Genomic DNA, 13,781 nt, shown 5'->3' on the forward strand with positions numbered 1-13,781 from the left:
CCAGTGCATGCGGTGCGCCGGCGGTTTTCAGCTGCACGGCGACGTCCAGGCGTGGCACAGGCAACACGCGGGCGTGGAATACAGGGTGCGCCCGCGCTGCTGTACCAAGAAGAAGCATGCAAGACGTGCGCGTGATGTGCACGGTGCAACAGGAGGTGTCCGGTGATCAATGTCATCATCGTCGTGGTGGCGGTGCTGCTCAGTACGGCGCTCGTGTGGTTCTTCTTCGCGCCCCGCCGCGCCGCGCAGTCGGTGGAGGACCATGGCGTGCAGACAGCGCACATCACAGTGAAGGGCGGTTATGAGCCGGCGGTCGTGCAGGTGCCTGCGGGCAGTCCCATCCGCCTCGACTTCGACCGGCAGGAAAGCGGTGAATGCTCGTCGCACGTCGTGTTCCCCGACCTGGGCATCGACCGTGCGCTGCCCGCGTTCGATACCACGCAGCTCATGCTGCCGGCGCTCGCTCCAGGCACTTATCCGTTCGCGTGCGGTATGAACATGCTCCACGGCGAACTGCGCGTCACTGGTTCCGGTGACGAAGCACAGGGCATGCAGACACCGTCGCAGGCAACGGGTGTGCTGCAGGGACCCGAGCAGATCCGCGCCGCGCAACAGGCGGAGGACAACGAGCGCGCGTATGAGGCACATGAGCTCACCCGTAGGCTCATCGTCGGCGTGGCGTGTACCGTGCCGTTGCTGCTGGTGGCGATGCTGCCGATGATCCCCGCAGTCGGCGCGTGGTTCCACAGCACGCTGCCCGCGTGGGTCACCAGTCCGTGGCTGCAGTTGGCGCTCGCGCTGCCGGTCATGTGCTATTGCGGCTGGCCGGTGCACCGCACCGGTTGGATGGCGTTGGCACACCGGGCGCCCGAGATGAATTCGCTCGTCTCGGTCGGCACGGTCGCCGCATTCGCCTATTCACTCGTCGTCACGTTCTGGCCGGGCCTGTTGCCGCGGGGCGCGCGCGAGCCATACTACGAGGCCGTCGGCGTGATCATCACGCTGATGATTCTGGGGCAGCTGCTGGAGACGCGCGCGCGTGCCGGCACAGGCGCGGCGATCCGCGCGCTCATCGGGCTGCGCCCCGACACGGCGCATGTGGTGCGCGGCGGTGCAGTGGTCGATGTCCCGACCGACGACGTGCACGTTGGTGACATTGTGGAGATCCGGCCTGGGGAGCGCATACCCGTGGATGGTGTGGTGACCGATGGCGCGACCGCCGTGGATGAATCGATGGTCACGGGCGAGTCGATGCCGGTCACCAAGCGTGCGGGGAGCGAGGTCATTGGCGCGACCGTCAACACGACCGGTGCGATCCGCTACCGTGCCACACGTGTGGGCGCCGACACGACGCTCGCGCAGATCATCACGCTCGTCAAGACGGCGCAGACGTCGAAGGCGCCGATCCAACGCATCGCGGACCGTGTGGCCGCCGTGTTCGTGCCAGCCGTGGTGCTGATCGCACTGTGGACCTTTGTGGCATGGCGGCTGTGGGGCCCAATGGGGCAGCACGCCTACGGCATCATCTGTGCGATCTGCGTGCTGGTGATCGCATGCCCATGCGCGTTGGGTCTGGCCACGCCGTTGTCGATCACAATCGCCACCGGCAAGGGCGCGCAATACGGCGTGCTGTACCGCAACGCCCAGGCGTTGGAACGCACCGCCGCCGTGGATGTGGTGGTATTCGACAAGACCGGCACCATCACCGCAGGGCATCCTTCACTCACGCATGCAGTGGCATACTGCGGCGCAGATGGCGCGGACGGTACAGACACACCGCTCGATGACGGCGCATTCGCGCTCATTGCGGCGGCGGAGGCACGCTCGGAACACCCCCTCGCCCAAGCCGTCGTGGAGGCCGCCCGCGCCCGGAGCCTTGACTTGCCCGACGCCAGCGCATTCACCAGTGCGCCCGGTCAGGGCGTGCTGGCCACTGTGCGGGGCCACGCCGTGCGTGTGGGCAACGCCGCGTTGCTGGACGGCGCCATACCCGCGCAGCAGATGGACGACGCACACGGGATTATGGAACGGTTCGCCGCCGCAGGCGCCACGCCGGTACTGGCCGCCATCGATGGCTCCCTTGTGGCGGTGCTCGCCGTGGCCGACACCGTCAAACCGGACGCACACGAAGCCATCGCGGCGCTGCACGCGCGCGGCGTGCAGACGGTCATGCTCACCGGTGACAACGCCACAACCGCCCATGCCATCGCGCATCAGGTCGGCATGAGCACTGTGGTGGCCAATGTGGCTCCACAAGCCAAGGAGCAGGTGATTCGCATGGTGCAGGACCAAGGGCATGTGGTGGCCATGGTGGGCGACGGCATCAACGACGCTCCTGCCCTTGTGCGCGCGGATGTGGGCATGGCGATGGGCACCGGCACCGATGTGGCCATGGAGTCCGCCGACATCACCCTCATGCACGGTTCGCCGATGGCGGTGGTGACCGCATGGGACCTCTCACGCGCCACCATGCGCAACATCCGGGAAAACCTCGGCTTCGCGCTGGGCTACAACGGACTCGGCATCCCCGTGGCCGCCGGTGTGCTGTATCCCGCGTGGCACATCCTGCTCAGTCCGATGATCGCGGGTGCGGCCATGGCGTTCTCATCGCTCTCGGTTGTGCTCAACGCTAACCGGCTGCATGCCTTCGACCCGACCTGTGCTAAGCCTAGACATACCACAGGGCGCCTTGCGCCCGTCACCATCGACGAGCAGGCGCTCGCCAAGCCGGCGGCAGGCAATACCGCCGGCACAACGAAAGGACACACCATGAACGATGTACATGAGGCGATTGACCCGGTCTGCGGCATGGTCGTCGATCCGGAGCACGCGGCGGACACGCGCGTCTTCCACGGCAAAACCATCTATTTCTGCAACCCCCATTGCGCCGAGGTCTTTGATCAGGACCCCGCGAAGTACGCGGACGAGGCGTGAGCGCCATGGCCGCGCATGATGCGGAGCCGGCCGCCGAAGCACATGTGGCATATATGGCCGGCGGCTGTTTCTGGGGGCTTGAACGTGCCATGCAGAACGTCGACGGCGTCACCGACACGACCGTGGGGTATGCGCAATCCAACACGCCCAATCCCACATACCGGCAGGTGTGTTCCGGCGCAACGGGTGCCGTGGAGACGGTGCGCGTTGCCTATGACCCGGAGCGCGTGAGCCTGCGGACGTTGACGCTGCTGTTTCTGGACATCATCGACCCGTTCAGCGTCGACCGCCAAGGCAACGACGTCGGTGCGCAGTACCGTTCCGGCCTGTATCCGGCCGGTGAGCGCGCCGCCGAACAACGTGTGGTGTATGAGGAGGCGCTGGCGCAACTCGCGCAACGTGCCGGCCACGAACCGGCTGTGGAAGTGGAGCAGTTGCGCAACTTCACACCTGCGGAGCCCGAGCATCAGGATTATCTACTCGTCAATCTGGGTGGTTATTGCCATATTCCGGTGGATGTGATCAACCATATGCGTGAGCGCCAACGCTACATCGAACGTATCTGGTGCCTAACCCCCGAACAATATGAGGTCACGCAGCACGCCGCCACAGAGGCGCCGTTCCGCAACGAATACGACCGTGTGTTCGAACCGGGCATCTATGTGGACCGCGTCAGTGGCGAGCCGTTGTTCTTCTCGACCGACAAATTCGATTCCGGATGCGGATGGCCGGCGTTCAGCGCGCCAATCGACCGCGCGTCGGTGCGTGAGGTCGAAGACTACAGTCTGCCGATGCACCCGCGTCTCGAAGTGCGCGCGACGGGTTCCAACAGCCACCTAGGCCATGTGTTCTCGGACGGTCCGCGAGAGCGCGGCGGTCTGCGGTACTGCATGAATTCGGCGTCGCTGCGTTTTGTGCCACGCGACCGGATGGCCAGTGAAGGCTATGGCGATCTGGTGGAGGCCCTGGACGCGCGGATTCGCGACCAATCCGAGGCCTGAGCCACGCCAGTGCCGGCCGAGTCAGCGTGCGCGCCGGCGTTCGGCGATGCTGATGGCGATGCCGATGACCAGACCCACTGCAGCAGGCGCGAGCCATCCCAGTGACACCTGCTGCAGGGGCAACAGCGCGCACGCGCGGTCGAGCCATTCGAGATGTGCGCCGAACACCGCGGCCAATCCGCGGATGGCGTTGGCGCCACTGGCGATGCCGGCGCCCAGAACGGTCCACAGATAGGCGCGTGGGAAGCGTTGCGTGAAGACGCGGCCGAACAGCGCCAGCGCCACGAGCACGATTGCGATGGGGTAGAGGAACTCCAGCACCGGCACCGAAAGCGCGATGATGGCGCTCAGGCCGATGTTAGCGATGGCCAGGCTGATCAGCGTGAACACGAGGCTCCATACACGGTAGCTGACACGGTGGCCGGCCATACGGGGGAACGTGGTGTGGAAGTACGAGCTGCAGGTGGAGATGAGGCCGGTGCACACGTTGAAGCATGCGATGACGAAGACGATGCCGATGAAGGCGAGACCGACCGGGCCGAATGCGTGCGACGTGAGGTTCGTCAGCACGGTGGCGCCCGTATCGGTCGTGGGGTCGATGGCGCGGAAGGTCTCGGACACGGCGCCCACGAATCCCAACACGCCGTACACGATGATGAGCATGGCGCCGGTCCATAGGCCGCCGATGCCGGTCTCCGCCCGGTTGCGTGATTCGTCACGCACACCCAGCTCCTTGATGTTCGCCGAGATGACGATGCCGAAATACAATGCCGCGATCAGGTCCATCGTCTGGTAGCCGTCAAGGAATCCCTGAATGAGCTGGTCGTGCTTGTAGACGCCGGTCGGTGCGGTGAACGGACCGTGCGGCACCACAAGGCACGCCACGAACAGCGCGGCGATCATGACCAGCAGGATCGGCCCCATGATCCGGCCGAGCACGGCGGTCAAACGGTCAGGATGCTGGGCCACCACAAACGCGAGGGCGAAGAACACCACGGAATAGGCGAATTGCGCCCATGGGCGCGCGCCACTGGGCAGAAACGGCACGACCGCCATCTCGAACGAGGTCGACGCCGTGCGTGGAATCGCGAACAGCGGGCCGATCGTGAGCATGATCGCCACGCCGAGGATGAGTGAGAAGTGGCGGGAGACGCGCGCCGAAAGATGCGCGAACCCACCGGCACGGGCCACCACAATCACCCCGAGGATTGGCAGGCCGACCGCCGAGATGGTGAAGCCGACCAGTGCGGGCACCGCCGCGTGGCCGCTCAACGCGCCGACGAGCGGCGGGAAGATGAGATTGCCGGCGCCGAAGAACATCGAGAAGAACGTGACGGCCACGACGAATCGCTGTCTGCCGGTCAGCTGGGTGCGCTCACACTCCGGCGCCTGAGCCAATCCGGATTCGCGGCTCTGCGCAAGATCTTGTGCCACAGCGGTGGGTGTTTCGTGCGCGGGGTCGTCGGTGTGCGTGTGCTGAGATGGGGTAAGCGATGCCATTGCCGGTGGTGTCCTCATGTGTCGTATGGGTAAAGCTGTGCACTAGGGTACCGCCGCCCCGCACCCGGCACACTGGGGTTGCGCGGTGAGGGCAAATGCCACCCTGTACGGTGGTGCGGTTCGCCTTGTGCGGCATACACTGTGTGCAGGCACATTAACGGATGTGCCCCATCAGCACAACGGACCGGGGCGGGGCATGGCATACGCAGACGATTGGGGTGGCGCCGACCCTCATGCGCATGGTCGTGCGCGCCGGCTCTTCCTCATGTCGTCGCTCGTCGGCATGACGCCGGCCATCCGCCGGCTCATCCCCGACTTGGGGTGCCGGCGCATGGCGTTCATCCCAACCGCGAGCTATGCGGCCGACTACGGTGTGGCGAACCGTCTGATGCACTGGTGGTGGCGTGCCTTGGGCGTGGACGTGCATGTGGTCGACCTGACCGATGCGCGCCGTTGGCGCATCCATGACGAATTACGCCGCGCTGGCGTGTTCTACGTGTGCGGCGGCAACACGTTCTACCTCATGCACTGCCTGCAGTCGAGTGGGGCGGCCGGCATCATCCGCGAGCGCGTGGCACAGGGCGTGCCGTATCTGGGGGAGTCCGCCGGCGCCGTGGCGGCTGCGCCGTTGATTGACTACATCGCGCCGATGGACGAGCGGCCCGCGATAGCGGGGGAATCGACGGTGCCCGTGCCTGGTCTCGCGCTCAGTGCATACCGGGTGGTGCCGCATGTGCACGGGCTGGCGTTGGGGCGCGAGGCCGCACGCATCGTACGTGCACATGCCGCAGATCCGCGCTTTGTGCCGCTGCGCAATGACCAGGCGCTTGTGGTGGCCGGCACACAGGCGCGGGTCTTCACGACGCGCGCGGTGCTGCCGCTTGCCATGTGAGCATGCGTTGCGCGAATTATGGCCATGCGCGGATACCTGACACGTTCGGCGCCCGACCCGTTAGAATGGGCACGGAAACTGTTGTATACGATGTGGAGGAATGGCATGACTGCACAAGCGAACGTAGGCGTGGTCGGATTGGCCGCCATGGGCGCGAGCCTGGCAAGGAATCTTGCCCGGCATGGCAACAAGGTGGCTGTGTTCAACCGGTCCTATGCACGAACTGAGCACCTCATCGACAATTATGGTGATGAAGGCACGTTCTACCCGGCCAAGACGGTCCAGGAATTCGTGGCGTCGCTCGAGCGTCCGCGCACGGCGATCATCATGGTCAAGGCCGGCGAGCCGACCGATGAGGTGATCAACGAGCTCGCCGACCTCATGGAGCCCGGCGACATCATCGTCGACGGCGGCAACGCGTTCTATCAGGATACGATCCGCCGTGAGAAGGAGATGAGCGCCCGCGGCATCCATTTCGTGGGCATGGGCGTCTCCGGCGGCGAGGAGGGCGCGCTGCTCGGGCCGTCCCTCATGCCCGGTGGCAGCGATGAGTCGTGGGAGCGCCTCAAGCCGATCCTCGAATCCATCGCGGCCAAGGCCGAAGGCGAACCCTGCGTCACGCACATCGGTCCCAATGGCGCCGGCCATTTCGTGAAGATGGTGCACAACGGCATCGAATATTCGGACATGCAGCTCATCGCCGAAAGCTACGACCTCATGCGCCGCGGCCTGGGCATGAGCCCGGACCAGATCGGCGATGTGTTCCAGGAGTGGAACGGCACCGAACTCAACTCGTACCTCATCGAGATCACCGCTGAAGTGCTGCACAAGAAAGACAAGAAGACCGGCCAGCCGCTTGTCGATGTGATTCTCGACCATGCCGGCATGAAGGGCACCGGCACGTGGACCGTGCAGACGGCCCTCATGCTCGGCGTGCCGGTCACCGGCATCGCCGAAGCCGTGTTCGCCCGCGGACTCTCTTCGGAGACCGAGCTGCGTGACGAAGCCGCGAAGCAGCATTTCGCCGGACCGCAAGCACTGATCGAGTTGGGCGACGACGAGCGCAAGGCGTTCATCGACGACATCCGCCATGCGCTGTATGCCTCGAAGATCATCGCCTACGCGCAAGGGTTCAATGAGATCACCGCCGCCGGCAAGGTGTACGACTGGCATATCGATCTGGCGGCGGTCGCGCGCATCTGGCGCGCCGGCTGCATCATCCGCGCCGAGTTCCTCGACCGCATCTCGGAATCGTTCGAGACCGGTCAGGCCGATGTCTCGCTGCTGTTCGCGCCGTATTTCAAGAAGGCCATCGAGGAATGCGAAGCCTCATGGCGCCGCATTGTGACCACATGCGCCGCGCACGGCATTCCGGACCCGGTGTTCGCCTCGTCGCTCGCCTACTTCGACGGATTGCGTTCGATGCGCCTGCCAGCTTCGCTGATCCAAGGCCAGCGCGATCTGTTCGGCGCGCACACCTATCAGCGTGTCGATGAGCCGGGTTCGTTCCATATCCTGTGGGCCGAACCGGGGCAGGAGGAGATTCAGACCTCGAAGTGAGGTCCTGATATAGGATTCTGAATACCGCTTGTGGGCGGCCACTTCATCGAGGAGCGGCAGCCCACAAGCGGTTTTTGGTTGGTGTACGCGATGCAGCCGCGTGCACGGATGTCTACTGCCGCTGTCGAATCCGCGCGGCGGAATCCCCGTCGCAGATCCACAGCACTTCCTGCGTGGCGTCGGCGAACGATCCGGGGAACGCGGTGTCGCGCCTCTGCAGGAACGTGCGCGCCATCGCCTCGGCCTTGCCGGGCCTCGACCCGCACATCCACACGCGTGCGCTGCGGGCGATCATCGGCACGGTCATCGTCAGGCGCAGCGGCGGTGGTTTCGGGGAATCCTGCACGCCCGTCACCAGCACGTCGTCTCCGTCCAGCCCAAGCTGCGGGCGGCCGGGGAACAACGAGGCGAAGTGGCCGTCAGGGCCCACGCCGAACATCATGAGGTCCATCGCGGCGGCTTCACCGAGCTCGTGCAGCAATTCCTGCTGGTACCGTGCCGCGGCGCGCTCGAGCGCCTCGCCGTCGTCGTGTGCGGTGGCGTGGGCGCGCGCGTCGGCGCTGCGGTCGTCGGCGGGCATCGCATGAATCTGCGCATCGGCCATGCGCCCTTCGGCGATGAGCTTGTCGAACAGTGCGGCGCGGGCCACGCGGTCGTTGCGTTCATCGCTGTCGGGCGGCACGAACCGTTCGTCGCCCCACCAGACATGCACGCGTGACCAATCCACGATGCCGAGCAGCGCGCTGGACGCCATCGCCTCAAGAATCGCAGTGCCGTCGGTGCCTCCGGTCACAGCGATATCGATCCGGTCCCGGCCGGGCGTGCCAAGGACCTCGTTCATGGTGAGCAGCGTGCGCGCCGCCACCGCCTGCGCAAGCAGGCTCGGATTCGGATACACGATCAACGTGCGTTCGTGCATGGTGTTCCTTTCAGTCGTCGTTCGGGTGGATTTTCTTCCACCCCTGCGTCACGACCTGCGCATAGATCTCGTCGGGGTAGAGGCGGCCGAGCTCTTCGCTCAGGCAATCGCCGAGCGAGCGGATCGGCAGCGGAATCGTCTGCGGGGACTGTCCGGGCACATTGATTGTGGCGATGCCGTCTTCGGCGGGGCGGCGCTGCAGGCTGAGCACACCGCCGTCCTCACGCGTCATCGTCACACCGGTGATCGCCGTGGCGTCCGGTTCGCGTTCGATGGAGACCGGCACGTTGAGCTGCAGGGTGAGCCATGCGGCGAGCAGGTCCATCGGCAGGTACGCGGTGGGGCCTGAAACGGTGACCGACGTGATCCTCAGATGCGGTGGCTGGTCGAGCAGCGAGGCGAGCATGGCACGCCACAAGGTCAGGCGTGTCCACGACATGTCGACGTTCTTCGGCGACCAGTTGCGGCGCAGATCCTCCATCGTGCGCAGCGGGTTCGATGAGCGCAGCGCATCGGTGATGCGGCTGTGCGCCATTGCTCCCACAAGGTCCTTCGACGGATTGGCCGGCGCCTCGGTGGGCCACCAAGCCACAACAGGCGCGTCGGGAACCAGCAGGGGGATGACGAGCGTGTCTTGGTGGTGGATGAGGCCGCCGCGCGGACGCAGGACGATGATTTCACCGGCACCGGCATCGGCCCCGATACGCACCTCGGCGTCGAGGTAGGTGCGTTCATCCTCGGGCTCCGTCATGCGGCGGGTGCTCGGGGTGATGGCGATCACCCGGCACGGGTGGTCGAGGCTCGCCTCGTTCGCCAGCTGCAACGCATCTTCGAGGTTGTCTTCATTGGTGAGAATGAGCAGGGTGAGCACACGGCCGAGCGCCACTTCGCCGCGCTCTTCGTGCAGTGTGTCGATCTTCTCGGCAATCGTGCGTGTTTGCGTATCGCGCAATGTAATGATCATGGCATCCTCCAACGGTGTCCATCACGGGCCAGCATCTCAACGGCCTCCTGCGGCCCCCATGTGCCCGAACGGTACGGCTGGGGCTGGCCGAGGGTCGACCAGAAATCCTCGATCGGGTCGAGGATCTTCCACGACAGGTCCACTTCCTGCGTGGTGGGGAAGAGCGGCGGGTCGCCCAGCAGCACGTCGAGAATGAGGCGTTCATAGGCTTCGGGGGAGGACTCGGTGAACGAGCGCCCATAGCTGAAGTCCATGGAGACATCGCGCACTTCCATGGATGTGCCCCCGGGGACTTTGGAACCGAAGCGGATCGTGACGCCCTCATAGGGCTGAATGCGAATCACGAGCGCGTTCTTGCCGAGCTCCTGGGTGGCGGTCGATTCGAATGGCAGATGCGGCGCGCGCTTGAACACGAGGGCGATTTCGGTTACACGGCGCCCCAGACGCTTGCCGGTGCGCAGGTAGAACGGCACGCCGGCCCAGCGGCGGGTGTCGATATCCAAGCGGATGGCCGCATAGGTCTCCGTGGTGGAATCCGGGCTGATGCCCTTTTCCTCCAGATAGCCCACAACTGGCTCGGACCCCTGCCAACCGGCGGAATACTGGCCTCGAGCGGTATGCGCGGCCAGATCCTTCGGCAGACGCACGGCGGAAAGGACCTTCGTCTTCTCATCGGTCAGGTCGCGCGCGGAGAACGAGACGGGTTCCTCCATGGCGGTCAGGGCCATGAGCTGGAGCAGATGGTTCTGGATCACGTCGCGCGCCGCGCCGATGCCGTCGTAATACCCGGCACGCCCGGCCACGCCAATGTCCTCGGCCATGGTGATCTGCACATGGTCCACGTAGTTCGCGTTCCAGATCGGCTCGTACATCGTGTTCGCGAACCGCAGGGCGAGCAGGTTCTGCACGGTCTCCTTGCCCAGGTAATGGTCGATGCGGAACACCGAATCCGGGTCGAAGACCTCCGAGATCACCGCGTCGAGCTTCTTGGCGCTCGCCAGATCGTGGCCGAACGGCTTTTCGATGATCACACGGCGCCATGCGTCGCCTTCCGATTTGGCCAGACCGCAGTTGGCGAGCTGTTTGGCCACAATCGGGAAATCTCGCGGCGGCACCGACATGTAGAACGCGTGGTTGCCGCGGGTGCCGCGATCGCGGTCGAGTTCGGCCACCGTGCTGCTCAGCCGTTCGAATGCGTCGGCGTCCTCGAACGTGCCCTGCACGAAGCGGATGCCTTCGGCGAGCTGCTTCCATGTGGACTCATGGAAATGCGTGCGGCAGTGCTCTTGGACGTTCTCTTTGACGAATTCACGGAAATGGTCCTCGGTCCAATCGCGGCGGGCGAAGCCGGTGAGGCCGAAGCTCGGCGGCAGCAGGCCGCGGTTCGCCAAGTCGTAGATGGCCGGAAGCAGTTTCTTGCGCGACAGGTCGCCTGTGACACCGAAGATGACGATGCTGCAGGGCCCCGCGATGCGCGGCAGGCGCAGATCACGCGGGTCACGCAGGGGATTGTGCCACTGCGGTTCGCATGGTGTTGGGGTTGTGTGTTCACTCATACTTCGCCATCCTAATGCCTTATGCGCCACAGGGGCGTGATTCACTTCGCGCTTTCCCCCGTCGGTGGAATGCCGCCGGTCCGCCGGTCCGTATGCCGGCGCGTGCGGAACCATGCGCGCCACGCCGGGGTGCGGCGCGCATGGGGTGCGGCGAGCGGGCAGCCCGCGCAGATGACCGAATCCGGGTCGGGTGTACACATGCCTTTCGTCACACATCCGCGGTCCAACACCACGAGGTCGAGCTCACCCCGCGCGCGGGCGAATTCGGCGATCTGCGCGATGAACGCTTCCGGTAAATGGTGTGCATCCGCGCATTCGCGCACGGTCATGCCCCGGCCCAGATCATGGATGACCTGGGCCGTGATGCCGGTGCGTGGGGCATGTGTGGACCTGAATCCGCTCATAGGATGAACCGCAGGGTCTGGAAGGCGAGCACCGCGAGCAGATAGGCGACGACAAGCCCCAAGCCAATCGATTGCATGGCGATGCGCATGTTGAATTGGCGTTTGAGCTCCGCCACCGTCGCCAAGCAGGGCGTGTAGGCGAGGGTGAACAGCATGAACGCCACAGCGGCCGCTTTGCCATGGCCGCCGGAGGCATGGTCGAAGGACTCGCGCATCGCAGCGCCGAGCGTGCCTTCGCCCTGCTGCTGCTCGTCCTCGTCGCCGGTGTCGATGCTGTACGACTGGGCCATCGACGCCACGACGACCTCTTTCGCCACAAAACCGGTCATGAGGGCGGCCGACGCATGCCAGTCGTCGAACCCGGCCGGAGCGAAGGCCGGGGCCACTGCGTCCGCGACCACGCCGTACACCGAATCATGCACGTCGTCGACCTGCGCGAACGATCCCGCGGCGGCCGTGGCGGGGATGGCCTGCAACAGCCACATCACCACGAGCATCGAGATGATGATCGAACTCGCGCCGCGCACGAATCCCCACAGGCGCAGCAGCACGCTGCGCGCGAGCACGATGAGGCGAGGCATCTGGTATGGCGGCAGGCTCATCGCGAACGGTTCGGAGCGCAGGTCGCGGAACTGCACGGCGCGCAACAGGATGCCGAGCAGCAGGATGAGCACGATTGAGCACACGTACATGAGGAACACGACGAGGCCGGCCTGTTCGCGGAAGAACGCGTAGGCCAGCACCAGATACACGGAAAGACGCGCCGTGCACGACGAGAACGGCACGAGCATGCCCACGAGCACGCGCTGGCGCGAATCGGGCAGTGTGCGCGTGGCGGCGAGCGCGGGCAGGTTGCAGCCGAAGCCGATCACAATCGGCAGGAATGCGCGCCCGTCGAGCCCCATGCAGCGCATGGCGCGGTCCATCACGAATGCGGCGCGCGCCAGATACCCGGAGTCCTCGAGCAGTGACAGGAGGATGAACATGATGCCCATCGGCGGAATGAACGTGCCGATTGTGATCACGCCATCCACCACGCCGTCGATGATGAACGAATGGAGCCAGGATTGGTCGGCTTGCGGGCCAAACCACGAAAACACCACGTCGATGAGCGAGGTGAGCCAATCGCGTACCGAGCCGTCGACCCAGTCCTGCGCGGGGCCGGCCAGGGTTGTGGTGGCTTCGAACATGCCCAGCATGATTGTGAGGAAGATGACGATGCCGAGCACCGGGTGCAGCAGCACACGGTCGATGCGGTCGGAGAACGTCACGCGGTCGCGCGCGTTGGCGCCGAGTCCTGCCAGCACGCGCGCAGCCCAGTCGAAGCGCTCGTCCGCGCCGTCCTCGACCCACCGTTGTACATCCACATGCCGCGGGTCGATCGTTTCGAGTCCTTCGGGCAGCGGCGTGCCGCCGAGGCTTGCGGCCACGGTGTCCATAAGCTCGCGGCCGCCCTCGCCCGTGCGTCCGTTGACCGGGACGACGGGCACGCCGTCCAATGCGCGCGACAGCAGTGCGGCATCGATGCCGGTGCCCTGCTTGGATGCCAGATCGTTCATCGTCAGGGCCACCACGGTGGGGCGTCCGAGTTCGAGCACCATCGACAGGAAATACAAGGCGCGTGAGATGTTCGTCGCGTCGAGCACCGCCACGATGAGGTCCGGGGCGGATTCGCCGTCGATGCCCATCACCGCTTCGGCGGCCACACGCTCATCAGGAGAGAGCGGCAGCAGTGAATAGGTGCCTGGGGTGTCGATGAGGTCCCATGGCTCGCCGTTGTGTGTGTATACGCCCTCCTCGAGCAGCACGGTGGTGCCGGGTGCGTTCATGACGCGCGCCTTGGCGCCCAGCAGTGCGTTGAACAGGGATGATTTGCCCACATTCGGGTTGCCGATGAACACGATGCGCGGCATGGTGTGGCCGCTGGGCAGCCGGTTGCCGCCGGTGTCGCAACATGGTTTGGCGGGGGCATGGCTGTGCGCCTTGCCGCGGGGAAGCAGCGCGGCGAAACCGCGCGAATGCGAGGAATGGTTGGTATTGTCCATCGGAAT

10 protein-coding genes are annotated in these 13,781 nt (G+C 65.3%); 4 read left to right on the forward strand and 6 right to left on the reverse strand.

Translation table 11 applies throughout. The features are described 5' to 3' along the window. The first annotated feature begins 162 nt into the window (after positions 1-162). The gene (locus OU02_RS03355) at positions 163-2,934 is read left to right on the forward strand and encodes a heavy metal translocating P-type ATPase (RefSeq protein ID WP_033488755.1); all 2,772 of its coding nucleotides are present in this window, start codon (positions 163-165) and stop codon (positions 2,932-2,934) included. Between the two features lie 5 nt (positions 2,935-2,939). Beyond that, on the forward strand, positions 2,940-3,935 hold the full coding sequence (msrB, locus tag OU02_RS03360; RefSeq protein ID WP_033488756.1) for a peptide-methionine (R)-S-oxide reductase MsrB: 996 nt from the start codon (positions 2,940-2,942) through the stop codon (positions 3,933-3,935). A 21-nt stretch (positions 3,936-3,956) separates the two neighbouring features. Here the strand turns inward: msrB and brnQ are convergent, their stop codons facing one another. Beyond that, on the reverse strand, positions 3,957-5,435 hold the full coding sequence (gene brnQ, locus OU02_RS03365; RefSeq protein ID WP_080720483.1) for a branched-chain amino acid transport system II carrier protein: 1,479 nt from the start codon (positions 5,433-5,435) through the stop codon (positions 3,957-3,959). 196 nt (positions 5,436-5,631) lie between these two features. On the opposite strand from brnQ, the gene OU02_RS03370 reads away from it, so the two are divergent. Both OU02_RS03370 and gndA read left to right on the forward strand, forming a co-directional pair. Then, entirely contained in the window at positions 5,632-6,327 is a 696-nt protein-coding gene (locus tag OU02_RS03370; RefSeq protein ID WP_051918231.1) for a Type 1 glutamine amidotransferase-like domain-containing protein, read from the forward strand. Between the two features lie 105 nt (positions 6,328-6,432). Beyond that, a complete protein-coding gene (gene gndA, locus OU02_RS03375) occupies positions 6,433-7,887 on the forward strand; it encodes an NADP-dependent phosphogluconate dehydrogenase (RefSeq protein ID WP_033488757.1) in 1,455 nt (484 codons plus the stop codon). A 112-nt stretch (positions 7,888-7,999) separates the two neighbouring features. Here the strand turns inward: gndA and pgl are convergent, their stop codons facing one another. The 5 genes from pgl to feoB are packed head-to-tail and all read right to left on the reverse strand — an operon-like array spanning position 8,000 to position 13,775. Beyond that, complete coding sequence (gene pgl, locus OU02_RS03380; protein WP_033488758.1) at positions 8,000-8,806, reverse strand: 6-phosphogluconolactonase; 807 nt, start codon at positions 8,804-8,806, stop codon at positions 8,000-8,002. A gap of 10 nt (positions 8,807-8,816) precedes the next feature. Next, on the reverse strand, positions 8,817-9,770 hold the full coding sequence (locus tag OU02_RS03385; RefSeq protein ID WP_033488759.1) for a glucose-6-phosphate dehydrogenase assembly protein OpcA: 954 nt from the start codon (positions 9,768-9,770) through the stop codon (positions 8,817-8,819). Next, positions 9,767-11,326, reverse strand: coding sequence for a glucose-6-phosphate dehydrogenase (gene zwf / locus OU02_RS03390; protein ID WP_033488760.1), 1,560 nt, complete (start codon positions 11,324-11,326; stop codon positions 9,767-9,769). The genes OU02_RS03385 and zwf overlap by 4 nt, the downstream gene beginning before the upstream one ends. A 41-nt stretch (positions 11,327-11,367) precedes the next feature. Continuing rightward, positions 11,368-11,730 carry a hypothetical protein gene (locus OU02_RS09010; RefSeq protein ID WP_238551933.1) on the reverse strand — a complete coding sequence of 121 codons (363 nt, stop codon included), beginning with the start codon at positions 11,728-11,730 and terminating at the stop codon, positions 11,368-11,370. After that, positions 11,727-13,775, reverse strand: coding sequence for a ferrous iron transport protein B (feoB, locus tag OU02_RS03400; protein WP_033488761.1), 2,049 nt, complete (start codon positions 13,773-13,775; stop codon positions 11,727-11,729). Before feoB ends, OU02_RS09010 begins: the two co-directional genes overlap by 4 nt. Positions 13,776-13,781: the final 6 nt, after the last annotated feature.

This window comes from Bifidobacterium pseudolongum subsp. pseudolongum DSM 20099 (assembly GCF_000771225.1).
GTDB classification, from domain to species: Bacteria; Actinomycetota; Actinomycetes; order Actinomycetales; family Bifidobacteriaceae; genus Bifidobacterium; species Bifidobacterium pseudolongum.

Excerpts from the sequence above, each read along its gene's own strand:
- msrB (WP_033488756.1), top strand. The coding sequence starts at position 2,940 with ATGGCCGCGCATGATGCGGAGCCGGCCGCCGAAGCACATGTGGCATAT.
- brnQ (WP_080720483.1), bottom strand. The coding sequence starts at position 5,435 with ATGGCATCGCTTACCCCATCTCAGCACACGCACACCGACGACCCCGCG.
- OU02_RS03370 (WP_051918231.1), top strand. The coding sequence starts at position 5,632 with ATGGCATACGCAGACGATTGGGGTGGCGCCGACCCTCATGCGCATGGT.
- gndA (WP_033488757.1), top strand. The coding sequence starts at position 6,433 with ATGACTGCACAAGCGAACGTAGGCGTGGTCGGATTGGCCGCCATGGGC.
- pgl (WP_033488758.1), bottom strand. The coding sequence starts at position 8,806 with ATGCACGAACGCACGTTGATCGTGTATCCGAATCCGAGCCTGCTTGCG.
- OU02_RS03385 (WP_033488759.1), bottom strand. The coding sequence starts at position 9,770 with ATGATCATTACATTGCGCGATACGCAAACACGCACGATTGCCGAGAAG.
- zwf (WP_033488760.1), bottom strand. The coding sequence starts at position 11,326 with ATGAGTGAACACACAACCCCAACACCATGCGAACCGCAGTGGCACAAT.
- OU02_RS09010 (WP_238551933.1), bottom strand. The coding sequence starts at position 11,730 with ATGAGCGGATTCAGGTCCACACATGCCCCACGCACCGGCATCACGGCC.
- feoB (WP_033488761.1), bottom strand. The coding sequence starts at position 13,775 with ATGGACAATACCAACCATTCCTCGCATTCGCGCGGTTTCGCCGCGCTG.